The 26660-nt window shown below is 71.6% G+C and carries 25 protein-coding genes and 1 pseudogene; 8 read left to right on the forward strand and 18 right to left on the reverse strand.

Annotation, left to right across the window (positions count from 1 at the left end; translation table 11 throughout):
- Positions 1-18: 18 nt before the first annotated feature.
- Positions 19-777, forward strand: a complete 759-nt coding sequence (locus UQW22_RS05210; RefSeq protein WP_407319821.1) for a methyltransferase domain-containing protein — start codon at positions 19-21, stop codon at positions 775-777.
- Here UQW22_RS05210 and UQW22_RS05215 read toward each other — a convergent pair.
- From UQW22_RS05215 to UQW22_RS05235, 5 genes are read right to left on the reverse strand one after another with little or no spacing between them, the layout of a single operon-like run.
- The gene (locus tag UQW22_RS05215; RefSeq protein WP_407319823.1) at positions 746-1477 is read right to left on the reverse strand and encodes an SDR family NAD(P)-dependent oxidoreductase; all 732 of its coding nucleotides are present in this window, start codon (positions 1475-1477) and stop codon (positions 746-748) included. The genes UQW22_RS05210 and UQW22_RS05215 overlap by 32 nt on opposite strands.
- The gene (locus UQW22_RS05220) at positions 1372-2370 is read right to left on the reverse strand and encodes an NAD-dependent epimerase/dehydratase family protein (protein ID WP_407319824.1); all 999 of its coding nucleotides are present in this window, start codon (positions 2368-2370) and stop codon (positions 1372-1374) included. The genes UQW22_RS05215 and UQW22_RS05220 overlap by 106 nt, the downstream gene beginning before the upstream one ends.
- Positions 2370-3083 (reverse strand): sugar phosphate nucleotidyltransferase, encoded by a 714-nt coding sequence (locus UQW22_RS05225; RefSeq protein WP_407319826.1) that lies wholly within the window; start codon positions 3081-3083, stop codon positions 2370-2372. The genes UQW22_RS05220 and UQW22_RS05225 overlap by 1 nt, the downstream gene beginning before the upstream one ends.
- A gap of 32 nt (positions 3084-3115) precedes the next feature.
- A complete protein-coding gene (locus tag UQW22_RS05230) occupies positions 3116-4102 on the reverse strand; it encodes a GDP-mannose 4,6-dehydratase (RefSeq protein WP_407319828.1) in 987 nt (328 codons plus the stop codon).
- Positions 4099-5604 carry an MFS transporter gene (locus tag UQW22_RS05235; RefSeq protein WP_407319830.1) on the reverse strand — a complete coding sequence of 502 codons (1506 nt, stop codon included), beginning with the start codon at positions 5602-5604 and terminating at the stop codon, positions 4099-4101. The genes UQW22_RS05230 and UQW22_RS05235 overlap by 4 nt, the downstream gene beginning before the upstream one ends.
- A gap of 284 nt (positions 5605-5888) precedes the next feature.
- Here UQW22_RS05235 and UQW22_RS05240 point away from each other — a divergent pair, with 284 nt between their 5' ends.
- Positions 5889-6827, forward strand: a complete 939-nt coding sequence (locus tag UQW22_RS05240; RefSeq protein ID WP_407319831.1) for a PDR/VanB family oxidoreductase — start codon at positions 5889-5891, stop codon at positions 6825-6827.
- Between the two features lie 11 nt (positions 6828-6838).
- Positions 6839-8053 carry a cytochrome P450 gene (locus UQW22_RS05245; RefSeq protein WP_407319833.1) on the forward strand — a complete coding sequence of 405 codons (1215 nt, stop codon included), beginning with the start codon at positions 6839-6841 and terminating at the stop codon, positions 8051-8053.
- Between the two features lie 82 nt (positions 8054-8135).
- Here the strand turns inward: UQW22_RS05245 and UQW22_RS05250 are convergent, their stop codons facing one another.
- Positions 8136-8996, reverse strand: coding sequence for an alpha/beta fold hydrolase (locus tag UQW22_RS05250; RefSeq protein WP_407319835.1), 861 nt, complete (start codon positions 8994-8996; stop codon positions 8136-8138).
- A gap of 185 nt (positions 8997-9181) precedes the next feature.
- Between UQW22_RS05250 and UQW22_RS05255 the strand changes: the two genes are divergently transcribed.
- On the forward strand, positions 9182-11293 hold the full coding sequence (locus UQW22_RS05255; protein WP_407319836.1) for an ArnT family glycosyltransferase: 2112 nt from the start codon (positions 9182-9184) through the stop codon (positions 11291-11293).
- Positions 11294-11359: 66 nt separating this feature from the next.
- Here the strand turns inward: UQW22_RS05255 and UQW22_RS05260 are convergent, their stop codons facing one another.
- Positions 11360-12274 (reverse strand): hypothetical protein, encoded by a 915-nt coding sequence (locus UQW22_RS05260; protein ID WP_407319838.1) that lies wholly within the window; start codon positions 12272-12274, stop codon positions 11360-11362.
- A 77-nt stretch (positions 12275-12351) separates the two neighbouring features.
- Positions 12352-12531, reverse strand: a complete 180-nt coding sequence (locus tag UQW22_RS05265; protein ID WP_407319840.1) for a hypothetical protein — start codon at positions 12529-12531, stop codon at positions 12352-12354.
- A gap of 165 nt (positions 12532-12696) precedes the next feature.
- On the opposite strand from UQW22_RS05265, the gene UQW22_RS05270 reads away from it, so the two are divergent.
- Positions 12697-12969 carry a DUF1905 domain-containing protein gene (locus UQW22_RS05270; protein WP_407319841.1) on the forward strand — a complete coding sequence of 91 codons (273 nt, stop codon included), beginning with the start codon at positions 12697-12699 and terminating at the stop codon, positions 12967-12969.
- A gap of 335 nt (positions 12970-13304) precedes the next feature.
- Complete coding sequence (locus UQW22_RS05275) at positions 13305-13802, forward strand: 4'-phosphopantetheinyl transferase superfamily protein (RefSeq protein WP_407319843.1); 498 nt, start codon at positions 13305-13307, stop codon at positions 13800-13802.
- Positions 13803-13846: 44 nt separating this feature from the next.
- Here UQW22_RS05275 and UQW22_RS05280 read toward each other — a convergent pair whose 3' ends face one another.
- From UQW22_RS05280 to UQW22_RS05295, 4 genes and pseudogenes are all read right to left on the reverse strand, one after another.
- The gene (locus UQW22_RS05280; protein WP_407319844.1) at positions 13847-15106 is read right to left on the reverse strand and encodes an NAD(P)/FAD-dependent oxidoreductase; all 1260 of its coding nucleotides are present in this window, start codon (positions 15104-15106) and stop codon (positions 13847-13849) included.
- Positions 15107-15116: 10 nt separating this feature from the next.
- Positions 15117-15917 (reverse strand): annotated as a pseudogene (locus tag UQW22_RS05285) (SDR family NAD(P)-dependent oxidoreductase).
- 85 nt (positions 15918-16002) lie between these two features.
- Positions 16003-17517 carry a mannitol dehydrogenase family protein gene (locus tag UQW22_RS05290; RefSeq protein ID WP_407319846.1) on the reverse strand — a complete coding sequence of 505 codons (1515 nt, stop codon included), beginning with the start codon at positions 17515-17517 and terminating at the stop codon, positions 16003-16005.
- The gene (locus tag UQW22_RS05295) at positions 17514-18188 is read right to left on the reverse strand and encodes a nucleoside/nucleotide kinase family protein (protein ID WP_407319848.1); all 675 of its coding nucleotides are present in this window, start codon (positions 18186-18188) and stop codon (positions 17514-17516) included. Before UQW22_RS05295 ends, UQW22_RS05290 begins: the two co-directional genes overlap by 4 nt.
- 162 nt (positions 18189-18350) lie before the next feature.
- On the opposite strand from UQW22_RS05295, the gene UQW22_RS05300 reads away from it, so the two are divergent.
- Positions 18351-19079: an SDR family oxidoreductase gene (locus tag UQW22_RS05300; protein WP_407319850.1), complete on the forward strand. Its 729-nt coding sequence runs from the start codon at positions 18351-18353 to the stop codon at positions 19077-19079.
- A gap of 43 nt (positions 19080-19122) precedes the next feature.
- Positions 19123-20112 (forward strand): LacI family DNA-binding transcriptional regulator, encoded by a 990-nt coding sequence (locus tag UQW22_RS05305; protein WP_407320727.1) that lies wholly within the window; start codon positions 19123-19125, stop codon positions 20110-20112.
- A 47-nt stretch (positions 20113-20159) separates the two neighbouring features.
- Here UQW22_RS05305 and UQW22_RS05310 read toward each other — a convergent pair whose 3' ends face one another.
- From UQW22_RS05310 to UQW22_RS05335, 6 genes are all read right to left on the reverse strand, one after another.
- Positions 20160-21065, reverse strand: coding sequence for a hypothetical protein (locus UQW22_RS05310; RefSeq protein ID WP_407319852.1), 906 nt, complete (start codon positions 21063-21065; stop codon positions 20160-20162).
- A 24-nt stretch (positions 21066-21089) separates the two neighbouring features.
- A complete protein-coding gene (locus UQW22_RS05315; protein WP_407319854.1) occupies positions 21090-22454 on the reverse strand; it encodes an L-fuculokinase in 1365 nt (454 codons plus the stop codon).
- 99 nt (positions 22455-22553) lie between these two features.
- Positions 22554-23549 (reverse strand): ABC transporter substrate-binding protein, encoded by a 996-nt coding sequence (locus UQW22_RS05320; RefSeq protein WP_407319856.1) that lies wholly within the window; start codon positions 23547-23549, stop codon positions 22554-22556.
- Positions 23550-24641, reverse strand: a complete 1092-nt coding sequence (locus UQW22_RS05325; RefSeq protein ID WP_407319858.1) for an ABC transporter permease — start codon at positions 24639-24641, stop codon at positions 23550-23552.
- Positions 24638-25405, reverse strand: coding sequence for an ATP-binding cassette domain-containing protein (locus UQW22_RS05330; protein WP_407319859.1), 768 nt, complete (start codon positions 25403-25405; stop codon positions 24638-24640). Before UQW22_RS05330 ends, UQW22_RS05325 begins: the two co-directional genes overlap by 4 nt.
- Before the next feature lie 119 nt (positions 25406-25524).
- The gene (locus UQW22_RS05335; protein ID WP_407319861.1) at positions 25525-26532 is read right to left on the reverse strand and encodes a LacI family DNA-binding transcriptional regulator; all 1008 of its coding nucleotides are present in this window, start codon (positions 26530-26532) and stop codon (positions 25525-25527) included.
- Between the last annotated feature and the right edge of the window lie 128 nt (positions 26533-26660).

Raw genomic sequence — 26660 nt, forward strand, 5'->3', positions numbered from 1 at the left:
GTGACGTTGGCTGCCGTCATGGCCGAGATCCGGACAACACCCTGGTTGGACGAGTGGGACCGCGGGCAGCGCGCGTACTTCGGCGGGGACCACAAGGCGGCGCACTTCGCGGCCCTGGCGGCCAGCCTCCGTGCGCACCTGCCACCGGGCGGCGTCGTCCTGGACTACGGACCGGGCGACGCGCTGCACGCACAGACCGTCCTGACCACGTCCCGGCACCTGATCCTGTGCGAGGCGGCCCCGGCAATCCGGGCGCACCTCACCACGACGTTCCGGCACAGCCCGGGGGTGGCCGTGATCGGGCCGCGAGGCCTCGGGGCGCTGCCGGCCGGCTCCGTCGACCTGGTCCTGGCCCACTCGGTGCTCCAGTACCTGACGGCCCCGGAGGTCACGGCCTTCCTGGCGGCCGCCGCCCGCCTGCTCCCGCCCCGTGGCGTCCTCCTCGTCGGCGACCTCATCAGTCCTCGCACGTCGACCTTGGCCGACGTCTGGCAGCTCGTGCGCTTCGCCGGCCGGGGACGGTTCCTCGGCACCGCGCTGGCGCGGCTCGCGACCCTGCCGACGACCACCTACGCGCGCACCCGCCGCGACCACGGGCTCGTGTCCTACTCCTTCGCGGACCTGGCGCGGGACGTCGGCGCGTTCGGCTTCGACGTTCGACGCCTGCCGGTGAACCTGGGGAACAATCGTGCCCGCTGGACGCTGCACGCCACCCGCCGGGCCGGGCCCCCCGACGGTGCCACCACTACCAGGGCACCGTGGCCCGCGCGTCGATGAACTGGCCGGAGGGTGCGTCGTCGGCGAGCGTGGCCGCCCGCAGGACGACATCGGCGCCCTCGTCGACCGTCCGGCGCGCCCGGGCGTTGCCTGGCGTCAGTTCGGTCCGCACGAACCCAGGGCACACGGCGGTGACCTTGATGCACGTCCCGCTGAGCAGCTTCGCCAGCGACACCGTGAACGAGTTGAGCCCGGCCTTCGACGCCTGGTAACCGGGCCAGGCCGTGGCGAAGTAGGGCGAGTCCGGATCTGTCTGGTGGGACATTGACGACAAGCTCGTGGACACGTTGACGATCCGACCCTGAGAGCTCTCGCGGAGCAACCGGAGGAACGCGTCGGTCACGTGCACGGCACCCAGGAGGTTGGTGCGGACCGCCTCGTCGAACGAGACGACGTCGAGCCGCCCGCGAGGGTGCCCCGGACGCTCCTCAGGGAGGACACCGGCGTTGTTGACGAGCACGTCCAGACCGCCCAGCTCGTCCTCGACGAGGTCCGCGGCGGCCCTGGCGTCCTCCGGCCGGGTGACGTCGAGGCGTACCGGCAGGACACGGCCCTGCGAGGGCGCCCATGAGTCCACCGCGGCGTGCGCGTCGCTCAGCCTCCGTGCGGCGACGACGACGTCGTAGCCGCGGTCGGCCAGCCGGATCGCGGTGGCACGGCCGATCCCGCGGTTGGCACCGGTGACGAGTGCGACGGGCATGCTCTTCCTCCTCGGTCGACGTGCGTCCGCGTGCTCGCGCACGCCTGGTCCCAGACCGCTCTGATCGACGCATCGAGGGGCGTCACGGGCGCCCACCCGACGTCGCGCGCGATTTTGCCGATGTCGGAGCACTGGCTCACGACCGCCGCGGACCGGCCTGACCCAGGGACGCGACCCGTGACGACGCGGCCGCGGAACCCGGTGACGGCCCGGACACGCGCGACGACCAGATCGAGCTCGACGGCCACCCCGGTGCCGACGTTGTAGATACCGCCGTGGACGGCCGGCGCACGTGCCACGGAGTCGACCGCAGCGACGAGGTCGTCCACGTCGACGAGATCTCGCGCCGCCGCCAGCGACCCGACCGCCACGGTCCCGTCCGGCGCGCCGGCCGCGATCTGCCGACAGACCGCACCCACGAACCCACCGCACCCGGCGCCGATCACCGTGGTGGCCCGGAGCACCGTCGCGGACGGCACCGCAGCCAGGACGCGGCGAGTGCCCTCGAGCTTCGACCTGCCGTAGTCCGTCAGCGGGATGGCCTCGTCGACCTCGGCGCACGGTCTGGAGCCGGATGCGGCCCCGTACTCCGCGGCCGAACCGATGTGCACCAGCCTCGGCCGGCGGCCCGCCGCCGCGACGGCGCAGGCCAGGTCCCGTGCCAGGTCGGCGTTCGACCGGTACAGCGCGGTCCGGGACCCGGACGTCGCACCGGTGCAGTTGACGACCAGGTCCGGCGGGGACACCGCGATCATGCCCGCGAGCGCCCGGACGATGTCGCCGTCCGGGAGGCTCGAGCGGTCGAGGGCGGCCACGTGCCAGCCTCGGCGAGCCAGCCCAGTGCGGACGTGCCCCCCGACGAAGCCCGTCGAGCCGACCACGACGGCGCGCATCACGCGCCCTTGAGGAGCGAGCTGCGCATGCGGCCGAACTCTTCGTTGGCGCGGTCGTAGTCGTCCGGTCGGCCGATGTCGAGCCAGTACCCCTCGTGGACGAACTCCGACGGGTTCCGCCCGGCCCGGATGAGGTCGAGGATGAAGCGGTCGAAGCCGAGCGCCTCGCCCAGCCCGTACCGGGCCAGCGCCTCGCGCGACACGGCGTAGACCCCCATCGACACGCGGTAGTCGTAGGTCGGCTTCTCGATGAAGTCGACGATGCTGCCCTGGTCCGCCTCGATCACCCCGAGGTCGACCTTGACCTGCCTCCGGTACGTCGCGACCGTCAGCGGGGCGGCGTTGGCGACGTGCGCACGCAGGAGGCTCCTCGTGTCGATGTCGGTCAGCACGTCACCGTTCATGACGAGGAAGTTCTCCGGCAGCGTGTCGCGGGCGCCGACGACAGGCCCGAGCGTGCCCAGCGGCTGGAACTCGTTGATGTAGACGACGTCGAGCCCCCACCGCCTGCCATCCCCGACGAAGGACCTGATCAGGTGGCCGAAGTGGCCGATCGCCAGGGTCACCTTGCTGAACCCTTGGTAAGCGAGCTGATGGAGCACGATCTCGAGGATCGCGTGGTCCTCCCCGATGGGCACGAGCGGCTTGGGGAGCCGGGTGGTGTACGGGCGCAGGCGGACCCCTCGACCGCCGGCCAGGATCACTGCTTCCATCTCATCGGCCTTTCCACGAGGAGACGAGCGACTCACAGCTGGTACAGGTCCGGCTTGTACGACAGGAGGCGACGAGAATCGGCCATCCAGTCGCGCGTCGTCTCCAGCCCTTCCCGGAGCGTCACCCGGGGCTGCCACCCGGTCGCGTTCCGCAGCCGGGTGCTGTCGCACTCGAGGTGCTGGACCTCGGCGGCCGCCGGCCGGACACGCGACGGGTCCGCGACGACGTCCAGGTCGACGCCGACCACCCGGGCGATCTCGTCGACGACCCGGCTCATGGGCCACGAGGTCCCGGTCCCGGCATTCAGGGTGGCGCCGTTCCAGCGGTCGGCGGCAAGGGCGCCGACCGCCTGGAACGCGGCCACCGTGTCACCGACGAACATCAGGTCCCTGCGTGGCGCCAAGGACCCGAGGGAGAGGGAGGTCCGACCCGTCATGGCCTGCGACATGACGGTGGGGATGAACGCTCGTGCTGACTGGCGTGGTCCGAACGTGTTGAAGGGACGGATGGTGACGGCGTGCACGTCGAAGGCCGCGACGTAGGACTCGACGAGCTTGTCTGCGGCGATCTTGGTCGCGGCGTAGGGCGACTGCGCCTGCAGCGGGTGGTCCTCGGCGATGGGGACCGTGACGGCGCTTCCGTACACCTCGCTCGTGGAGGTGTGCACGAGGCGGCCCCCGTGGCGGCGGATCGCGTCCAGGACGTTCTGGGTGCCGAGGACGTTCGTCTCCACGTACGAGCGAGGCGCGTGGAAGGAGTAAGGGACGGCGATCAGTGCCCCGAGGTGATACACGACCTCGGCGGAGGCGAGCGCCTGTCCGATCACCTCGGCGTCCCGCAGGTCGCCGAGGACGACGCGGACACTGTCGAGGACGTCGGCGGGGAGGTCTTCGAGCCAGCCCCAGGCGCCCGTCGAGTTGTACTGCGCGAGTGCGACGACATCGGCCCCGGAGCGGACGAGCCCTTCGACGAGGTGCGAGCCGATGAACCCGTCAGCCCCGGTGACCGCGATCCTCATGGCCTCGGGGCCTCGTCGCCCGTCATGTTCGCGACCTCGGCCTCGACGCCCTCGACCATCGGGTCGCGCAGAGCTCCGTCGACGCGCTCGAGGAAGATCGCGAGCAGCACGCCGCCCACCAGCATCAGGACGGCACCGATCGTGAAGCCCAGGGTGAATCCGTTGGTCATCGCGACCTCCACCGGTTCTCCCGCGGTGACGTCGCTGAGGAACCGGCGCGTGGCGAACGTGACCAGCACGGCCAGGCCGAGCGCACCCCCGATCTGCTGCGCGGTGCTCTGCACCCCCGACGCGAGACCGGAGTCCTGCTTCGTGACACCGTGCAGCGCAGCGTTGGTCGCGGCCGGCATGGTGGCACCGGCGAAGACGGCGAAGACGAGCATGCCGGGCAGGATCCCGAGAAGGTACGAGCTCTCGGTGGACACGAAGCTCGTGAGCCCGAGTCCCACACCGGCCCCGATGAACCCTGCGACGACGACCGGCTTCACGCCGATCTTGGGGACGAGAACGGACGACGCGCCGATGCCGATCCCGATGCCGATGCCGAGCGGCAGGTATCCGAGCCCGCTCTGGAGCGGGCTGTAGCCGAGGACGTCCTGCTCGAAGAGCGTCAGCATGAACGTGTACCCGATGAAGGCCGCCATGAAGAACAGACTCGTGAAGTTGACGACCGACCGTGTGCGGTTGTGGAAGAACCCTCGAGGGAGAAGGGGGTCCGCGACGCGACGCTCGATGACGAGCATGGTCAGGATCAGCGCGATCCCTGCCACGACCGGGAGGACCACGGCCCCCGAGCCCCAGGGGTTCTCTGCCGCCTGCAGCAGCCCGTAGACGATCGCGATCAGGCCGGTGGTCGAGGTCACGGCACCCCAGACGTCGAGCTTGCCCCGCTTCTCGGTGGCCCGGGACTCGTCGAGCAGTGCAGGAATCGCCACGAGCGCGATGAGCGCCACCGGCAGGTTGATGAGGAAGATCCAGCGCCACGACGTGAAGTTCGTCAGCAGGCCGGAGAACACGTACCCGAGGGTGCCACCGAGTGCGACGAGGCCGCCCCAGATCCCGAGGGCCTTGGAGCGTTCCTTGGCGTCGGTGAACAGCAGTGCGATCAGCCCGAGCGAGGCCGGCGCGGCGAGGGCCTCGGCGGCACCCTGGCCGAACCGCCCCACGATCATCATCGCCGGGTGCGTCGCGAGCCCGCACAACGCGGAGGACACGGCGAAGACGACGACGCCGATGATCAGCAGTCGGCGGCGCCCGTAGTAGTCGGCGAGACGGCCGCCGAGGATGAGCAGCGAGCCGGCCGCGAGGGCGTAGCCGTTCACGACCCAGGTCAGTCCGGTCTGGTCGAACGCCATACCGTCCTCGATCGCCGGGAGCGCGACGTTCACGATGGTCATGTCAAGCAGGATCATGAACTGGAGCGCGGACAGGACGAAGAGCGCCTTCCAGCGTCGGGGGTCGGTGCCGGGCGGGTGGACTGTGGCCTTCTGACGGGATGCCATCTGTGTTTCCTCCGGACCGCTCACCTTGGTGAGACGGACCTCGTTCCGGTGACTTCGGTGGGCACGGTCGTGGACGATCCCACCACAGGGTTCCTCGTGGCGCGCCTGGGAGTCCCCGTGCCGGCCATGCCGTGACGCTAGAGGTCCCCCGCCGTCCTGCCGTCTCCTGGCTTGCGCCGCTTCGAGCCGATCCTCGACGCAAGTCGCGAGAAGTCTCCGGCCGGGTGGCCACCTACCGTCGGTGAGGTTCCTCCTCAACCCCGACTCGGACCTCGGACGTTCCCATGCACATCGGCGCAGGAAAGCTCGACGTGGTCGAGAGACGGCAGCTCGCGGTCGACGCTGTCGAGCTGACGCTCCGCCGACCCGACCTCGGGCGTCTCTCCGACTGGACGCCCGGCGCGCACGTGGCGCTGACGCTGCCGAACGGCATGGTGCGGCCCTACAGCCTCTGCGGTGACCGGTGGGATCCCTGCACGTACACGGTCGCGGTGCGGCGCGACGTCGACGGGACGGGCGGTTCCGCCTACCTCCATGACGTGCTCCGGGTGGGTGACGTCGTGGGCGTGGGAACACCTCGCAACTCGTTCCCTCTTGTCCCTGCCACGAGCTACGTCTTCGTCGCCGGCGGTATCGGGATCACCCCGTTCCTGCCGATGATCCAGGCTGCGGCAGGCCTCGACATCCCGTTCCGGCTCTTGTACATCGGGCGGGACATTGCCTCGATGCCTTACGTGGACGACCTGCTGACGGGGCCCCGTGCGGAGCACGTGGAGGTGCACACGACGAGCGACCACGGCCGCCCGGACCTTGCCGAGGCCGTCGGTCCCCTGACGGACGGTGCGCGGGTGTACGCGTGCGGGCCCGCCGACATGAGCGACGTCCTCGAAGATCTCGCCCGGTCGTGGCCGGACTACACCCTCCGGACGGAGGCGTTCGCCCGTCCGAAGGCGCTCGAGACCGACGAGCCGTTCACAGCCGAGCTCCGGCGTACCGGTGCGACGATCACCGTCCCGCGCAGGACCTCGCTGCTCGAGGCGATCCAGACCGCCGGGGTCGACATCCTGTCGTCGTGCCGCGCGGGATCGTGCGGGGCCTGCGAGACCCCGGTGCTCCACGGAGAGGTGGACCACCGCGACACCATCCTCGCCGACGGCGACGTCGGCGTGATGTTCCCCTGCGTGTCCCGGGCCCGTGAGGGGCTCGTGGTGCTGGACCTGTGAGCGAGGTACCGATGTCATCCGCCCTGGCACGACCCGAGACCGTCCCGGCCATCGACTCCGACCCGTACGGCGAGGCCGGCACCGTCGACCCGACCACGTTCCAGGTGGCGGTGCGCGAGACGGCCGACGTGGTCCGGCTCGCCCGGTACGACTGCTATGCGACGGGGCGCCACGAGCACGTGACGAGCGTGCTGCGCAACTGGCAGGACTTCGGTTCGACGCACGGGGTCGGTCTGTCGAACTTCGCCACCAGCAAGCCCTGGCGCCAGAAGAGCATCCTTCTCGAGGCCGACCCTCCGCACCACGACGCACCGCACCGGGTGCTGGCAGACATCCTGGGCCCGCGGACCCAGCGAACGCTCCGCGAGGACTGGTTCGCGGACGCAGAGACGCTGGTCGACCGTCTGCTCGGACGCACCACGACCTTCGACGCGCTGGCGGAGCTCGCCATGGCCTTCCCGCTCGAGGCCTTCCCGAACGCCGTCGGTATCGCCCAGGGCGACCGGCACCGGCTCATGGCCTTCAGCGACTTCCTCTTCAACGCCTTCGGCCCGCGCAACGCGTTGGTGCGGGAAGCAGGTCCCGCCGCGAGGCGCCACTCGGAGTGGGTGAACGAGAGCTGCCGACGTGAGGCGCTGGAACCGGGTGGGCTCGGTGAGATGATCTGGGCCGCCGCGGACCGCGGGGAGATCACGGCGGAGCAGGCACCCGATGTCGTGCGGTCCTTGTTCGCAGCCGGGGTGAACACGACCGTCCACGCTCTCGGTTCGCTCCTCTACGCGCTGGCGAACCACCCTGAGCAGTGGGAGCTGGTCCGTCAGGACGAGGGGGTACGACGTCGGGCCCTCGACGAGGCGCTCCGGTGGTCGACTCCCGTGCAGTCGTTCTTCCGCACCACGACCCGCGGCGTGACCCTGGCCGGCACCGCGATCGGCGCCCACGAGAAGATCATGGTGCTGCTCGGTGCCGCCAACCGCGACCCCCGGCGGTGGAACGACCCGGACGCCTTCGACGTGACCCGCGACCCCGCGGGGCACGTCGGGTTCGGCACCGGACTGCACGCGTGCCTCGGTCAGAGCTTCGCTCGACTCGAGGCGGAGGCGCTGCTGACGGCGATGGCACGGCGGATCGAGACGATGGAGCCGGCCGGCGACGCCGTGCCCCGGCCCAACAACACCCTCAGGGCCTGGGAACACATCCCGGTCCGGGTCACGACGCAGACCTGACGGTGCGCGGTGCCGCCCAGCAGGCGACCGCCTGCCGGGCGGCACCGGCGGCGGGTGCCGGCCAGCGGGTCGGGCCGGGTCGTCAGGAGTTCTCGAGGAAAGCCATCACGTACCTGGACCAGGCCGCCTGGTCCAGGAGGTGGTCACAGCCCCTCATCGTGAGGAGCTGCGCCTCGGGGATGCCGTCGGCGATCTGGACGCAGGCGTCGTGGATCCCGCCGTCACCGACGTCACCGCGCATGACGACCGTCGGGACCTGGACGTCGGGGAGCTTCTCGAACGGGATCCCGGTGTGGTCGCGGCTGATGATGGCGTCGTAGTACGCCGAGTAGGCCATCGACTCGAAAGCCGCCCACGCGGGATGCTGCTTGAAGTACTCCATCTTCTCCGGGCTGATGAACCCGACGATGTCGCGGCCGAACATCTCCACGATCTCGCCGCGGCGCTCCTCGTCGATGAGCCGGCGGATCGCGGCGAGCTGCTCGGTCGTCGCCTCCGGCGACCGGTAGGGCGGCTCGTAGAGGGCCATGCGCCGGATGTCGAGACCCGCTGCCGCCCCCTCGATCGCGACCATCGCGCCCGTGCAGTTGCCGAAGACGTCGCAGGGCTCGCCGACGGCCTCGATGACCGCCCGCAGGTCCTCGACCTCCGTGTCGAGCGTCCACGCGTCCGGGTCCCCCAGATCGCTGTCCCCCCGCCCGCGTCGGTCGTAGTTGTAGACGGTGAAGCGCTCGGCCATGATCCCGGCCATCGGACGGAACATGGCGCGGTCGTTCAGGCCGCCACCGACGATGACGACGGGTCGGCCGGTACCGGACCTCTCGTACGCGATGCGGGTGCCGTCCGCGGAGGTGACGAGCTCCACGGGGAGGTCGCGCTCAGCGGCGTAGTCGGCGTCGAGCGGTAGCGGGCCCCGCTCCTCGACGGTCGTTGCGGAATTCATCGGACCTCCCGTGTCTGCTGCCCGAGCGGTGTGTCGGGATTCGGCATCACCGTAGGACTGCGGGCACCGCGCGCGTTCTTCTCGTGTGCTGTCGCCGTGCGCCCCGGCCGTCCGGCAACCAGGGAGTTGGCCGGGTTCCCCGTGATTGGGAACGTGAGCGCGACAGCGACGACGAAGGGACCACGATGGCCGCCGTTCTGACCCCGCCCGACCGGGTACGTCCTCCGGAGGCCGCCGGCCCTCTGGCACCGCGCGACATCGGGAGCAGGGTCGTCCTGGCCCTGATCTGTCTCGCTGCGGCCCTGATGTACTCGTGGAGGATCTCCGAGGCCGACCTCGGGAACACGTACTACGCCGCTGCAGTCAGATCGATGCTGCAGAGCCCGACGAACTTCCTGTTCGGTGCTGCCGACCCCGCTGGGATGGTATCGGTCGACAAGCCGCCGCTGGCACTGTGGGTGCAGGCCGCGAGCGCCTCGGTGCTCGGGTTCGACGACTGGGGTCTGTTCCTCCCCCAGGTGCTCGCCGGAGTCCTGACCGTCTTCGTGCTGCACCGGGCGGTCCGCCTGTGGGCAGGAGAGCGTGCTGCGCTGATCGCCGCGGCGGTCATGGCGTTCTCTCCGGTGACGGTCGTGCTCAACCGCCACAACAACACCGACACGCTGCTGATCCTCTTCCTCGTCCTCGCCGCCTGGGCGTTGACGCACGGCCTGCGACAGGACACCGACCGCCGGCGGCGCGCCTGGCTCGTGGGCGCGGCCGTCCTCATCGGACTGGGATTCAACACCAAGATGCTGGAGGCCTGGATCGTCCTGCCGGCGTTCGCCGGGGCGGTCGTCTTCGGCGTCGCAGGTGCTTCCGTGCGTACGCGGATCGGTGACCTGGTCCGGGCCTTCGCCGTGCTCCTGCTGGTGTCGTTCTCGTGGTCGGCGCTGCGCGACCTGTGGCCGGGCGAGAAGCCGTACATGGGAGGCACCGTCTCGGACAGCGCGTTCGAGCTCGTCTTCGGGTACAACGGCTTCGGGGCGTTGTTCGGCTCGGGCCAGGCGGCCGGCGGTTCGGGCCTCAACGTACCGCTGTCGGTCGTCGGGCTCTTCGGCGGCGAGGCCGGCCTGGGGCGCCTGTTCTCGGTGGAGACCGGCGGGCAGATCGCGTGGTTGCTCCCGTTGTGCGCCGTCGTCCTCGCGTACGTGGGCGCCGGAGCTTATCTGCGCGCCTGGCACGCGGAGCCGTGGGCACCGGACCCTCCCACCGGTGGGTGGGTCCTGTGGGGCGGGTGGCTCGTCACCAGCTTCACCGTGCTCAGCTTCACCCAGGGGATCTTCAACCCGTACTACGTCTCCCTGCTGGTGCCCGCCGTCGGTGCAGTGGCCGGGGCAGGACTCGTCAGGCTCTGGGACGCCCAGCGCGACGGCGACCGGCGCGCACTGGCGGTGCTGGTCGCCGGGGTCGTCTCCACAGCGGTCACCGCGATCGTGCTGTCCGGCCGGTACCCCTCCTGGCACGGCTGGGTCGGTTGGGTCGCCGCCGGCCTGGCGCTGGCCACACTCGCAGCGCTCGCCCTGCCACGCTCGAGGAGGTCGGGGACGGGCCTCGTCGCCGTCGTCGCCACGGTCCTTGTCGGCGCCGTCTCCTGGTCGGTCGCGTCGGCAGCGATGTCCCCGTCGTCGGGAGGCTTCCCGAAGGCCGGGCCCGTGAACGAGCGCTTCGAGTCGATGCGCGACGGCGTGCTCGTCCCGGTCGACCTGGCCCGGCTCCCCATGCCGCCTGTGCCGTTCGACGAGGGCCCGTCACCGACGGAGATCCCCGACGAGCTGGCGGCCCTGACCGACCCCGAGCACACAGGTCCGGTGCGCGCCGGAGGATTCGCCGGCAGCACGATGTCTGCCGAGAACGCTGCCGTGCTGGCCCACGTGCGTGCCCGTGCCGACGGCGCGGCGCTACCGCTGCTGACGGAGGGCGGCGGCCTCGCCTCCTCCGAGTTCATCCTCGACAGCGACGTGGTCGTCGCGGGGATGGGCGGGTTCCTCGGGGCGGACCCGGTCCCGACGGTGGAGACCCTCGACGACTGGAAGGAGTCGGGGACCCTCCGCTTCGTGCTGTCGGCCGCACCCGGTGCGGGCCGGGTCGGGGGCATCGCGGGCATGGGCGGGGTCGAGGCCCAGGAACGGGTCGACTGGGTCCAGGCGAGCTGTGAGCTCGTACCTCCCGCGGAGTACGGCGGGACGGAGTTCTCGCCCACCGACGACCTGCCCATCCCCAGCTACGGCGACTCCGCGCTCTACGACTGCGGCTGACCGCCCACCACTGCCGAGACCCGCCGGGGCGGGCGGGTCTCGGCAGCACTGGTGCACGGCCCTCGCCTACACGGCCGGGAACCACCCGACGCCGAACATGGCGGGGACGCGCAACCCCCAGTACGCGACGGAGAACGCCGCCAGCGCCAGCAGCAGATAGCCGCCGACACGCAGGACCGCGCCCTGGTGCCGGCCCACGTAGCGCTGGAGGGCCGGACCGGCCGCAGCGACGAACCCCAGGTAGAGGACCGCGACGATCGCCACGTTGCCGATCACGACGAGTACCAGCATGCCGACGCCGGCGAACGGGTTCGACTCGACCGCTGCCTGGAGGACCTCCCGGAACATGGGGAAGGGCCGGCCGACGACGAGGAGGCCGAGGAGGGTACCGAGCCCGAGGATCCCGACACGGCCGCGCAGGGGGTTGCCTCTCAGGTACCGCACGGCGACGTAGACGAGCCCCACTCCGAGGGCGACGTTGATGACGGAGGCCTGGAGCAGGCGGGCCGGCAGACCGCCGAACGTCGCGTCGCTGAGCATCAACGAGCGCTCGCCGAGCGCGACGACCACCGCACCGTAGGTGGCGGCGACGAGGCACATGCCGAGGGCGAGCCACCCCAGCTGCGTGGCAGCGTGACGGACGAGCGCGGTCCGGGACAGCGCCGCGGACCCCGCCTCGGCGGCGAGGGGACCGACCGACGCGAAGCACGCGATGTTGCAGGCGGTGAAGGTGCCGGCCAGGCCGGCGACGGTCGCGAACGCGAGCGCGCCGACGAGGCCAGGGTCGGCAGCGTGGTCCGCGCCCAGGAAGAGGCCCGTGATGGCGCCACCCACCACGTCGTCCACGAACTCGTACGACCAGAACACGGTGATCAGGAAGCCGACGGCGACGGACGCGACGGCGCCGAGGACGATCCTCGGTCTCGGGGCGGGGTCAGGTTCGGGGGCGGTCGCTGGAAGAGGCGCTGCAGAGGTTTCCATGTCTCACTCTCGTCAGGTCGGTGGGATGATCGGACGGCCGGACGGCCGGTCCGAGGCATGGAGGCGCGAAGCTCGTCTCACGCACCGGGACCTATGGCAGTGAGGACGCCCGCGGCCAGGAGGACCGCCGTCCCGGCGGCGGCCTCGGCGCGCAGCGCGGCGAACACGGTCAAGCACGCCGTGTGGTGGCGCCGGATCGCGCGGGTGAGTCGGCCGCGCGGGACAGCGTCCTGCCCTGCGGTCGTTGCGTGTGTCATCGCTGCCCTCCGAGCTTGCGCCGCGCCGTGAGAGCTTGAGCATCTCAACGGCCCTCCGGCAGGCGGTCTCCTGAGTTGCCCCCGGCGTCCGGGCGACGTCGAGACCGCGGTCGGCCCGCAAGCCAGCGGATGTCAGGCCAGGTCAGGACCGATACCGTGTCCCTCATGAGTGCAGAGCAGCTGACTTTCGAGACCACGATCGGCGTCGACGTCAAGGGAGACACGTGGAGCTGCGTCGAGATCCCCGATTCGGCTGAGTTCTTCGGCACCGGCAAGACGGTCAAGGTCGACGCGACGGTCGACGACGTCGAGCTCGAGAACGTCGGGGCGATGGTCACGGGGACGGGCGGGCACATGGTGTCGCTGAACGCGAAGGTGCGCAAGCGCCTCGGCAAGGACATCGGCGACAGCGTCAAGGTCACGATCACCAAGCGGTAGCCAGACGTTCGCCGAGCCGTCGCGTTGTCGAGGTGAGCTCCCGCCGGCCCGACGAGACCGAGGTCACCGTCTGGTACGCGCCGCCGCTCCCGATCAACAGCGGCGGCGGCCTCCTGTCATCGATCGAGGTGAGCAGGGCGAGCACATACCGGCGGCGCTCCGACCGCGAGCGATTTACGACGGCCCGAGCCCTCGTCCGTGCGGGTCTCGGAGAGGTGCTCGGTGCCCCCGGCAGGTCGGTCGACCTGAGAATCGGGGCAACCGACGGTCCGGCGCCGGGGAGACCGTACGTCGCTGGCGGCCCGTCCTTCTCGATCTCGCATGCCGGCTCATGGGTGCTCGTCGCAATCGTCACTGCGGCCCCGCAGGGCACCGTCTCCGTCGGCGTGGACGTCGAGTCCGTCGCCAGGGTCGAGCGACACCTCGACGCCGTCATCGGTACCGTCCCCCCCGGGGAGCGGCCGGCCGGAGGCTGGACGCCGATGTCCCTCACTCGCTCCTGGGTCCGCCGGGAAGCTGTCCTCAAGGCGGCCGGTACCGGTCTGCTCGCCCCTCCGAGCGACCTCGTCCTTGCTTCCGCCGACGGCCCGCCTGCCGTGGCACGGTCCGGCGGCACGCTGCCCGTACCGTCGCGGCTGGCGCTCCACGACGTCGGCCTGCCCCAGCTCGAGCGCAGCGAGGGCGCCCCGCAGCAGGCGTCCTACCTCGCTGCTCTCGGCTTGTGCAGCACGGACCCGTCGCGCGCGCCGCTCTCGCACGTGGCGGTCGCCGACGGGGCCGCACTCCTCGCACGGCACCAGGGCTCGGCCCGGACGGTCACTCCCGAGGACTGATCGACCCGGACAGGACCAGGTCCGGCCCGGGCCCGCGGCGTCCGTCAGCCCAGCCGGACCCGCCCGGGGAGCGTGTCGACGTCGACCGGCCCGGCGGCCAGCACCTCGCGCGCCGCGTCGGTCGCGTCGGTGCCCTCCTCGACGCCCCACAGCAGGACGCCGTGCACCCGCGCCGTGCTGGCGCCGTCGGCCTCCCGCTCCACGTAGTTGGCGACGACGCGCGCCGAGGGGTCGTCGACGGGTCCTTGGCGGTCCACGACGATCTCGAGCGACGATTCGAGGGTGCCGACCGCCTCGTAGCGCACGCCGAACAGCACCGAATAGTAGAAGGGCGTGTGCGTGTAGGGCTCGCCCGCACCCGCCATGTCGCGGCCGGCGGAGCGGCCGGAGGACGTCGCGTGGTCCACGTGCTCGACCCGTCGGGCGCCCAGCACCGGGTCCGGGTAGCGCGCGACGTCGCCTGCCGCCCACACCGCCGGGTCGCTCGACCGCAGGTGCGCGTCGACGACGATCCCGCCGTCGTCGACCGTCTCCAGCCCGGCCTCGGCGGCGAAGCCGGTCTCGAGCGAGATGCCCAGCCCCAGGACGACGACGTCGGCCTCGATCTGGTCGCCGGACGAGAGCGTGAGGCGGACCGGCCCGTCAGGTCCCTGGACCTCGCCGCCCGTCGCCCCGGTCCCGCGCACGAGCTCCACCCCGTGGGTGCGGAACCACAGCTCCACGCGGCCGGCGAGGTCGGCAGGCAGCATCTGGTCCAGTAGCGTGTCCTGCGTGAACACGAGGGTCACCTGGGCGTCGGTCTCGGTGAGCCCGGCCGCCAGCTCGGTGACGATGTAGCTGCCGCCCACCACCACGACGTGCGGGCTGCCGTGCGAGGTGAGCCCGCGCAGCCGCTCGTAGTCGCGCACGCTGCGGAACGGGATGACCCGGCCCGAGGCGTGGGAGTCATGGATGTCGAGCGACGCGGGCGTGCCGCTCGTCGCGACCAGCGCCCTGACGTAGCCGATCTCCCGCCCCGACGCGGTGCGCACCGTGCGGCGGTCCGTGTCGAGCGCGACGACGGTCTCGCCGAGCAGCATGTCCGCCCCGGTGTCCTCGGCCGTGCCCGTCCAGACCTGCTCGAAGGAGAAGTCGGGGTCCGTCCACAGCTTCTTCGACAGCGCCGGGCGGGTCACGGGCTCGGTCGCCTCTCGACCGACGATCCCGATCGTGCCGGCCGGGTCGACCTCCCGGATGCCGCGCGCCGCGGCGTCCGAGGCCATGCCGCCGCCGAGCAGCAGGTAGTCGTAGTGGCCCTTCGCCATGGTGGCCTCCTCAGATCGTGGCGACCGAGCCGCCGTCGACCCGGTAGTTCGAGCCGACGACGTAGCTCGCGCGTGCGGAGCAGAGCAGCGCGACCACCGCGGCGACCTCCTCGGGCCTTCCCCGGTGGTCCCGCTCGATGAAGGGCCGTTCCTCGGCCAGGAAGCTGCGGATCGCCTCGTCCCGGTCGACGCCGAGATCGGCGGCGCGGGCGTCCATCATCTCGTCGGTCATGGGCGTCTCGACGAAGGCCGGCGAGACGGCGTTGACCAGCACGCCCTCGCGGCCGTACGTCTTGGACAGCCCCTTGGTGAGGTTGAGGATCGCCGCCTTCGACGCGCTGTACGGCAGCTCGTCGACGTACGGCTGCACCCCGTCCTCGGACGAGACCAGCACGACGCGGCCCCACCCGGCGGCCCGCATGCCCGGCAGCAGCGCCCGCACCGTGCGCACTGCGGCGAGCAGGTCCACCTGGAGCGTCTCGAGTCAGCCGTCGTCGTCGATCTCGTGGAACAACCCCTGCGCCCCGTGGATCCCCGCCGAGTGCACCAGGATGCCCGCCGGGCCGAACGCCTCCTCGGTGGCACGCACCAGCGCGGCGACGTCGTCGGGCCGCGTGAGATCCGCGCCGACCGCCGCCCACGAGTCCCGCGGCACGTCCAGCGACTCGGCCGCCGCGCGGACCCGGTCCGCGTCCGTGTCGGTCAGGACGACCCGCGCGCCCTCGCGCAGCAGCTCGTGCGCGCTCGCGAGGCCGATGCCGGAGTCCGCTCCGGTGACGACGACGACGCGCCCTTCGATGCCCAGGTCCACAGGTGCTCCCCTCGTTCGTCCGTCAGGTCTGACGCGTCGTCATCCTGCCCAGGAACGCTGTGGGTTCGCACGAGGGAACCTGCAGTCAGCCCCGAGGGCCCCGGGCCGCCCGCCGTTCGTCGGCGGCCGGCGCTGCCGAGAAGCTGCTCAGGACCTCGGCAGCACCTCGCGACACCAACGCATCACGCGCTGACGTGTACGCCGCGACCACCCGCGGGTCCTGGCCGAGATCGCCGAAGGTGGGAGCGAAGGAGAGCAGTGCGCCCGGTTCGTGCTCCTCGCGGCGTGCTGCGGCACGGAGCGCCGCACCGTGCTGGTCCGGCGTGGGGTCCTCGGCGTCCTCACGTCCCAGGCGGAGACCCCAGGCGGCGAGCACCAGCACGCAGCAGTCGATCGGGCCGCCGCCGTGCAGCTGCTCGCGGAGCACGGGGACGAGGAACTTCGGCAGCCGCTCGGAGGCGTCGACCACCTGCCGGCCGAGGGTGTCCTGCACGGCGTCGCTCTGGAAGCGGACCATCAGCTGGTCGCAGTACGCGTCGAGATCCGTCCCCGGCACCTCGCCCAGGGTCGGGACCGCTTCCGTGCGCCAGTAGCGGCGCAGGAACGCGGCGAGCGACGCGTCCCGGCACGCCTCGTGCACCCAGGTGAAGCCCGCCAGCAGGCCGAGGTGGCCCAGCACCTGGTGGCCGGCGTTCAACAGCCGGAGCTTCATCCGTTCGAAGGGCTCGACGTCGTCGACGAGCTCGACGCCGACCGCCTCGAGCCCGGGGCGCCCCGTGGTGAAGGAGTCCTCGATCACCCACTGCGCGAAGCTCTCGGAGGTGATGGCCCAAGGGTCGTCGAGCCCGATCAGCTCGGCGGCCCGCGATCGCGACCGGTCGGTCGGGACCGGGGTGATCCGGTCGACCATCGAGCAGGGGAAGGCGACGTGGGCGGCGATCCAGTCGGCGAGCTCCGGATCGATCGCGCGAGCGAACGCTGTGAGGGCCGCCCGGGCGACGTGCCCGTTGCCCTGGATGTTGTCGCAGGAGACCACGGTGAACGGTGCGACGCCGTCGGCGCGCCGGGCGCCCAGGGCGATCGCGAGGTGCCCGAGCATGCTGGTGGGTTCCGCTCCGGTCTCCAGACCCGCGAGGTCGTGCAGGGTCGCCGGGTCCCGGGGCGAGAAGCGGCCCGTGGTGTCGTCGATGCCGTAACCGCCCTCGGTCACGGTCAGCGAGACGATCCGGGTAGCGGGTTCTCGCAGCACCCGCTGGACCGCCGACTGGTCCGACGGTCCGTAGAGGTAGCGCACGAGACTGCCGACCACGCGCGCGGACTCCGCGCCGTCGGGCGCGACGGTCACGTGCGAGTAGAGACCGGCCTGCTCGGTCGCGACCGCGGCGACCGCGGCGTCTCCCGGCAGCAGGCCGACACCGCAGATCCCCCAGTCGAGCTCGCCCCGGGCGAGGATGTCGTCGACGTACCCCGCCTGGTGCGCACGGTGGAATCCGCCGACCCCGAAGTGGACGATCCCTACCCGCGTGGCCGCGCGGTCGTAGCGGGGGACGGTGACCCCGTCCCGCACCCGGTCGACGTCGCGCGGTCCGAGGCGGGTCATGCCCGGGCCCCCTCGCGCTGCCCGGTGAGGCGCACGACGAGGTCTGCGCGGTGACGACCCGCGGTGACGACCCTCGCGTTCCCCTCGTCGACGGTGTGCACCCAGTCCCGGGCCGGTCCCGTCGCGTGCCCGTGGGAGACCCGGCGGGCCACGAGCCTGGCCGTGCGTTCGCGCGCCGGGACCTCGAGAAACCACACCGCGTCCAGGAGCGGACGCACGCGTTGCCACCCGCCGTCGATCCCGAGCAGGTAGTTGCCCTCGGTCACCACGAGCGGGACCTCGGCGGGGACGGGGACCGCCCCGCCGATCGAGGCCTCGAGCCCACGGTCGAAGCGCGGGGCGTACACGACGGCCTCGTCGTGCCGGCGCAGCCGCTCGAGCAGCGCGACGTACCCGGCGACGTCGAAGGTGTCCGGCGCGCCCTTGCGTCCCAGGCTCCCCCGCGTCGCGAGCACGTCGTCGGCCAGGTGGAACCCGTCCATCCCGACGACGGCGACGGCGTCACCGAGCTCGCGCGCCAGCCCCTCGCACACCGTCGACTTGCCGGCGCCCGGGGCTCCGGTGATGCCCAGCATCGTGCGGCCGCCTCGTGCCGCCAGTGCCGCCGCACGGCGGACGAGACGTTCGAGCGGCTCGTCGACCGCCGGAGCGGTGGATGTCGTGGCGTCCATCGGTGCACCTCCCTGTACGCGGGCGCCGAGCGGGTGCAACGGGCCGCAGCACGCACGCTATGGCGCGATGACACCGGTGTCAACGGTCATCGATGACACCGGTGACATGTCGACGGTCCTGTGGCAGGATCGGCGCACCGACCACGACGAGAGGACGACGCGATGAACAGGCTCGACGGCAGGACCGTGCTGGTGACCGGTGCAGGCGGAGGGATCGGAGGCGCCATCGTGCGCGACCTCGTGGCGGCGGGCGCCGACGTCGTCGCCAGCGGTCGCACCGAGAGCTCGATCGAGGAGATCACCGCCGAGACCGGCTGCCGGTCGCTGACCTTCGACGTCACCTCGGAGGACGAGGTCGCCGCCGCGCTGGAGGACTTCGACCTCTGGGGGGTGGTGGCGTGCCACGGGTTCGGCGGCGAGATCGCCACGCCGATGGACACCGACGTCGACGTCTTCGACAAGGTCGTCGCCGTCAACGCACGCGGCACGCTGCTGGTGACCAAGTACGCGGCGCGGAGCATGATCCGGCTCAGCCAGGGAGGCTCGATCGTCAACGTCTCCAGCCAGGCATCCCTCGTGGCTCTCCCGAACCACGTGTCGTACGGGGCGTCCAAGGCCGCCGTCGACTCGATCACGCGGGTCAGCGCACTGGAGCTCGGTCCCCACGGCATCCGGGTCAACTCCGTTCACCCGACGGTCGTCATGACGGAGATGTCCGAGTTCTACTGGGGTCGCCCGGACGTCGGCGGGCCCTTCCTCGACCAGATGCCGCTGGGGCGCTGGGCCACGCAGGAGGAGGTCTCGGCCCCGGTGGTCTTCCTCCTGGGCGACGGCGCGGCGATGATCACGGGTGCCCACCTGCCGGTGGACGGTGGGTACACCTGCCGGTGAGCCCGCCGGTCGGGACGGGTGCGAGGATGTCCCCGTGGTGAGCATGCGGGACGTCGCGCGCGAGGCACGCGTGTCCGTCAAGACCGTCTCGCGCGTCCACAACGGCGACGCCCACGTCACCGCCGAGACCCGGCAGCGCGTCCAGGAGGCCATCGGTCGTCTCGGGTACGTGCCGAACGCGCTCGCGACCACGTTCCGGGAAGGCCGTTCCCGCGTGATGGGCGTCGTCGTCCCCAGCATCGAGGACCCGTACTTCGCCTCGATCGTGCACCACGTCGACCGAACCGCGGCACTCCACGGCATGCTCACGATCGTCGCCGGCACCGGCGCGGACCCTGCCGAGGAGCGCGAACGCGTCGAGGCCCTGCTGAGCCGTCGCCTGAGCGGTCTCGTGCTCGCGCCCGTGTCCGAGGAGCAGTCGTACCTGAGGCCCTGGTCGGCCTCGACCCCGCTGGTGGTCGTCGACCGCCTGCCCACGCGGCTCGCCGCGGACTCGTTCACCACCGACGACGCCGGCGGTGCGGCCGTGCTCACCGAGCACCTCCTCGGCCACGGCCACCGCCGGATCGCCTTCCTGGGCGACACCCACCGGCTGTCCACCACCGCGGAGCGCCTGACGGGTTACCAGCAGGCGCTCTCGCAGGCCGGTGCGGTTGTCCGCCCGGAGCTGGTGGCGATGGCCGACTCCACCCCCGGAGGCGTGGACGGGGCGATCGACGACCTCCTGGCACTCGACGACCCACCGACGGCCGTCGTCAGCTCCAACGCCCGGTGCACCCAGGCGCTCGCACCCCGGATCCGGTCGCTCGGGCTCGCCGTGGTCTCGTTCGGCGACTTCCCGCTCGCCGACTCGCTGGTCCCGTCCGTCACCGTCCTCGACCAGCAGCCGCGCCTGGTGGGCGAGCTGGCAGCGGCCCGGGTGATCGAACGCCAGGCCCACCCCCGACGGCGCTTCCGCCGACGGACGACGGTGCCGTCGGTGCTGATCGAACGCGACTCCTGCCGACCCGCGGGCCCCCGGCACCCACGATGAGGCGCGTGCCGCGCCCGTGTCCCCGGGAGCGGCACGCGCACCACCGGTCAGGCCGCTGCGGCCTCGCTCCGGACCGTCACGGCCTCACGCAGCTCGGCGAGCCGGGGCTGCGACAGCTCCGTCAGCTTCTCGGCACGCTCCGGCGTCGTCATCGCCAGGCTGTCCTTCCAGAGCGACCGGCCTGCCATCGCCCCCGACGCACCGTGGGCGACCGCGGTGCGCACCTGGCCGATGAACGTCGCGTGGTCGACGCCCGCCGACAGCACCGCCCAGGGGACACCGGCCGCCGCAGCCGTGACGGCGTCGCAGCCCTCCGGCGAGCCGGGGTACGGCAGCTTGAGGACCTTCGCCCCGCAGTCGACGGCGAGCGCCGCCGCGTCGGCGACGAGGGACGGGAAGGCCGCGGCGTACTCCTCCTCCGTCTCGCCCTCGAGCCGGTAGGTCAGGATCTCGACGATGAGGAGCAGTCCCTCGCGGGCGCAGGCCTCGACGAGCTCGCGGATCTCCTGCGCGACGCGCGACCCGGCGTCCTGGCGGTCGGTGCGCACGTACCAGAGCATCTTGGCGACGGCCCCGCCGAGCTCGCGGACCGTGCGCGGCGTGACACCCTCCACGAACCGGGTGTACCGGAGCCCGTCGACGGTCTCGAAGCCCGACGCGTCCATGCCGACCACCAGAGCGGTGCTGCGGCCGAGCACACCGTCGTCCACGATCTGCGGGAGCGCGACCTCCGGGTCCAGGAGGATCGCCGGCGCGTGGTTGCCGAGGTAGGTCACGAGGTCGGCCTTCGCATCGGCGAGCTGCCGGGTCGAGATCGCGACCGGGCCGTCGGGGCAGTTCATCACGGCCTTCATCCCGTTGCGCTGGTCGGCCGCCACGATGAGCATCGAGCCGTCGGGCGTGCAGATCGAGGACATGGCACGGCGCTCGAGAGTGGTGAGCTGGTTCTTCATCGTCGTCTCCCTGTGGTGGTTGGTTCAGTCGGTGAGCTCGACGGCCTGTGCCGTGAGCAGGCGGGAGGCGAAGCCCGCCGCGCCGTGCGCGGTGTCCTGCGTGCGGTCGGACACCTGCAGGCCGGGGAGCACCTCGGCGCGCACCGCGCGCACGGACTCCATGCCCGTCCAGCCGCCCGAGAGCAACGTCGAGGTCGCTGGTGCGAGCTCGCGGTCCATGACCGCGACCAGGTCCCGGATCTCGTCGTTGCCGTGCCGGAGCACGGCCACGAACGCCTCGGCCGGTGTCACGCCGTCGGCGCGCACGGCCAGCCTCAGCACGCCGTCGTCGTTCCGCGCGCCCGAGACCTGCACGGCCCCGGGGGCGAGGCCTGAGCGTGTGCCGAGCCCCATGACCTGGGCGTCGAGGGCCTCGCGCTGCTCGGCGCCGTCGATCCCGAAGAGCTGGAGCGCACGGCGCATGAGCAGCCCCGTCTTCACGCCGGCGACCAGGACGTGCTGCCCGGGCACCACGTGGTGCACGCAGTTGATCAGCGCATCGCCCAGCCTGCGCCGGACGTCGAAGGTCAGCGGGCCGTCGACGACCCGCAGCAGCACCTCGGCCGTTCCCATCGAGACGTGATAGGCGTCCCCGGCGACGAGGCCGCCGGAGACGGCCGCCACGAGGTGGTCGTGGCCCGCCACGGTGAGTCGGGCACCGCGGAACGCCTCGGGGACACGGGCCCAGGTCGTCTCCCCCAGGGGCGTGCCCGGTTCCACGAGCTCGGGCAGGAAGTCCGGCCCGACCCCGAGGAGCTCGAGCGCCTCGCCCCACGGCTCCCCCGAGTCCTGGTCGACGAGACCTGTCCGCGAGGTGAGCGAGCGCTCGGCGACCAGTCGACCACCGAGCACGTGGACGATGTACTCGGGCAGGTTCACCCACCGCGACCCGGCCAGCGGGACTCCGCCGTCGCGCAGGTGCAACAGCTTGGCCAGCGTGACCTGGACGCCCCACGGGAGACCGGTGCGGCCGGCGAACCGGGACCGCATCGCCTCCGGGAGCGCATCGACCTGCGCCCGGCCACGCGGGTCGAACCAGGCGATCCCCGGGCTGAGGACCGTGCCGTCGTCGGCGACCACGAACCCCGTCTCACCCATCCCTGCCACGGCGAGGGCCTCGATGCGCGGGGCTGCGAGGCCGGTCTCCTCCACGAGGGCGGCGGACACGTCCTCGAGCAGGGTGTGGACCGTCGTGACGAGGTCCTCGGCGAGCATGTCGGTCGTCCCGGCCGGACCACCGACCCACGGGGTCGGTCGCTGCCGCACCAGCAGGGTGCGGCCGTCCCCGTCAGCGACGAGGACCTTGATCCCGGTGCTGCCGAGATCGATCCCGGCGACCAGACTGTGCACAGACTTCAGCTCCTTCACCAGGGCGCTCGCGGCGCGCTGCGGGCAGGGTCGGCACGCCGCTCGGCCCAGAGCGGAGCGGCGTGCCGACGTCGGGCGGGATCAGCAGGTCGACGCGTAGAGCGCTGCCTGCCCCTCCTCGGTGGCCAGGTCCTCCGCGGTGAGGATCGAGAACCCGGTCTGGATCTTGCTCTCCGTGGCCTCGCCACGGATCGCTGCGACCGCCTGCTCGACGCCCTGGTAGCCGATGTCGTAGGGCTGCTGGGCGATGATCGCCTGGACGGTGCCGTCCTCGAGCGCCTCCACCTGGGCGGGGCCGGCGTCGAAGCCCACGACCTGCACCTCCCCGGTGGCGCCGGCCTGCTCGATGCCGGTCGCCGCACCCTCCGCGCTGAAGAGGTTGGTCGCGAAGATCGCCTTCAGGTCGGGGTAGCGCTGCAACGTCGAGGTCACGATGTCCGCCGCACGCGCCGGCTGGTTCTGCGCGTACTGGACGCCGACGTACTCGAAGCTCGTGTCGGCCGCGACCGCCTCCTCGAAGCCCTTGACGCGGTCGTCGGAGGTCGAGATGCCGGGCTGGTTGTCGATCACGAGGACCTTGCCGCCGTCCGGGACGAGCGAGGTGATCGCCTCGAAGGCTGCGGCACCGCCCCCGACGTTGTCGGACGCGATCTCGGAGACGGCGATGGACGGGTCCTCGATCGTCGTGTCGACGAGCACCACCTCGCTGCCCTCGGCAGCGTCCTCGAGCGGGCGTTGCAGAGCGCTGACGTCGTTCGGGGCGATGAGGATGCCGTCGGGGCTGGTGGCCGCGACCGAGGCCACGATGGGCTGCTGGAGCGCCGGGTCCCACTTCTGCGGGCCCTGGACGCTCACCTCGATCCCACCGATCTCCTCGGCGGCGGCTCGCACGCCGCACTCCATCGAGATGTAGAAGTTGTCGCCGATGACTCCCTGGACGAACGCCAGCTCGAGCGACTCGGAGCCGTCCGTACCGGACGCCCCGGAGACCGAGGCGGCTTCCGAGCCGGAGGAGCAGGCGCTGACCGTCAGGAGCAGGGCGGCAGCGGCGGGCAGGATGATCTTCGGGGGACGCATCTATGAGTCCTTTCGATGGGTGGTGAACAAGCGGGAGAGCTTGCGCGAACCAGAGCCGCCACGGACGGCTCGGGCGCGCCGGACCTGGTCGGCGTAGACCGCCAGGATGAGGAAGGCACCGACGACCACCTGCTGCCAGTACGGCTCGACCCCGAGGATCACGAAGCCGTTGCGCAGCGTGGCCGGGATCAGGAGCCCGATGACCGTGCCGAAGACCGTGCCGATGCCGCCGAAGAGGCTCGTCCCACCGATGACGACGCCCGCGATGACGTCGAGGTTCGTCAGGCTGTGCCCGGCGATCGTGGTCGAGCGGAAGAACGTGAGATTGAGGATGCCCGCCAGCCCGGCGAGCAGACCGGCGAACGCGTACACCTTGATGAGCTGGCGGTCGACGTTGATGCCGACTCGCCGGCACGCCTCCGCGTTGGAGCCGACGGCCGAGGTGTGCAGGCCGAACCGCGTCCGGCGCAGCAGCACGATGCCGAGGACGACCACGCACACCGCGACGACCACGAGGCCGGGGACACCGAAGATCTCACCGAAGCCGATCGTGTCCACGAGGACGTCCGGCACCTCGCGGCGGTCGATCCCACCGGTGAGGACCTGTGCCAGGCCGAGCGCGGCGCCGAAGGTGCCGAGCGTCACGATCATCGGCGGGACCTTCGCCTTGGCGACGAAGAAGCCGTTGAGCAGCCCCCAGCAGAGGCCCGACAGCAGGGCGACACCGATGCCGACAGCCGCGGAGCCCCAGCCCTGACCGCCGCCGACCATACCCATTGACATCGATGACACGACACCGCTGAAGACGAGGATCGAACCCATCGAGAGGTCGATCCCGCCGGTGACGATGATGAAGGTGGTCCCTACACCGAGCACCGCGAGGATGGCCACGCTGATCGCGATGTTGCGGAAGTTGTTGGGATCGAAGAAAGCTTCGGGACTCATGAGGCTGAACAGCACGACGATGCCCAGCCACACCAGCACGATCTGCATCGCCTGGGCCTTGGCCATCGACCTGAGCCTCGTGGTGAACGGCACCCGGTCGACGACCGCCGCGGCGGGCGCCGGCCTGACGGACTCCTGGACCATCATGCCACCTCCTTCCCGTCGAGCGCGCCGGTCATGGCACCGACGAGCTCCTCGACACTTGTCTGCGCCGCCTCGTACACCGCGGCACGACGGCCCTGGCGCATGACGTGCACCCGGTCGGAGACCTCGAGCACGTGCGGCATCGAATGACTGATGAGGACGACGGCGATGCCGCGGTCCCGGATCCGGCGGATCAGGTCCAGCACGCCCCGCGTCTGCACGACGCCGAGAGCAGCGGTGGGCTCGTCCAGGAAGATCAGGTTGCGCGCCCAGGCGGCAGCCCGTGCGACGGCGATCGCCTGGCGCTGCCCCCCGGACATCCCCCCGACCGGCCCGGTGTAGTTGCGCACCGTGGCACCGAGATCCTCGAAGGCCTCCCGGCCGGCGGCACGCATCGCCGAGCGCTCCATGAACCCGAGCTTCCCGAGGATGCCCGGCCTCATCCGCTCCCGCCCGAGGTACATGTTCTGGATCGGGTCCAGGTGGTTGGCGAGAGCGAGGTCCTGGAAGACGGTCTCGACCCCGCGGCGACGCGCGTCGGTCGGGCTGCCGAGCACCGTCCGCTCGCCCTCGAACCGCAGCTCGCCGGAGTCGGGCTGCTCGACCCCGGCGAGGATCCGCACGAGCGTCGACTTGCCCGCCCCGTTGTCGCCGATGAGGGAGGAGACCTCCCCGGGCCGCACGTCGAAGTTGGCGCCCTGCAGCGCCTTCACGGAGCCATAGCTCCGGACGACGTCTCGGGCCTCGTAGACGGGCTGCGTGTTCATGCGAGCCCCGTCCGTCGTCGCGCACAGGTTCCTGTCGGACCGTGCCTCGTTCCTGCGGGAGCCATGCTTCCTCCTAGGTTGCTCGTCGTTGAGTCCGTGTGACGGGAGCTGAACCGGGTTCAGGGCCACAGCTCGCCGGAGCCGCGCGGGATGAGCCGGGCCGGGACCGTCACGATGGGGTCGTCGGGGGTGCGGGCCGGGTCGTCGAGGCTCGCCAGCATCGCCTCCGCGGCGGCCGCTCCCACCGCCTCCGGCGAGTGGTCGATCACCGTGATCGCCGGCGACAGGCTCTCCGCCATGTCGAAGTCGCCGATGGCCACCAGGGCCAGGTCCGTCCGTCCGTGCTGGCGCACCGCCGGGACGACGCCCAGCGAGAGCCGGGTGTTCGTCGAGATCACGGCGGTCGGCGGCTCGTCGAGTGCCATCAGCGCGCTGATGGCACGCATGACGTCCGACCGGTCGCTGCAGCTGTCCCGGACCAGACGCTCGTCCACGTCGTGACCAGCCTCGATCATCGCGGCGCGATAGCCCTCGTGGCGCCGGCGCGTGGTCTCGACCACCGGGGCGTCGCTGACCAGGGCGATCCGTCGGTGACCGTGATCGACCAGGTGCCGCGTCGCCGTCCGGCCGAAGCCGAAGTCGTCGGACACGACCGACTGGGCTCCGGGGAGGTCACCGATGCGGTCGACGAAGACGACCGGGGCGTCCCGGAGCGGAACACCCTCGAGCGAGTCCCTCGCGATCGGCGCGACGATGACGCCGGCGCACCGCCGCTGGACGAGGCCCTGGACGAGGTCCCGCTCTCGCTGCTCGTCACGGTTGCTCGACGCGATCAGCACCCGGTAACCGGCCGCGTCGAGCGTCGACTCGATCTGAGCGACGAGCTGGGAGAAGAACACGTCCCCGACGCTGTCGATGACGACGCCGACCATGCGGTCCTTGCCCGCGCGCAACGACCGTGCAGCAGGGTCAGGCTGGTAGTCGAGCGCCTGCATCGCAGCGGTGACAGCGGCTCGGGTGGCTGTGGCCACGGCCGGGTCGTCGTTGAGGACGCGCGACGCCGTCTTGATGCTCACGTTCGCCAGCTCGGCGACGTCCTTGAGCGTGGCTCCCCGGGTCAGCGTCATGCCCGGACACCACCGTGGAGCCGTACGGCACGACCGTCGGTCGACCTCGCCCCACCACGGAGAACCTTGAACCTCATGCGTCGCGCCTTTCGGATGTCATCGTTGTCATCACCTGCGAGCACCACCAT

It is taken from the genome of Isoptericola halotolerans (assembly GCF_045689585.1).
Taxonomy (GTDB): Bacteria; Actinomycetota; Actinomycetes; order Actinomycetales; family Cellulomonadaceae; genus Isoptericola; species Isoptericola halotolerans_B.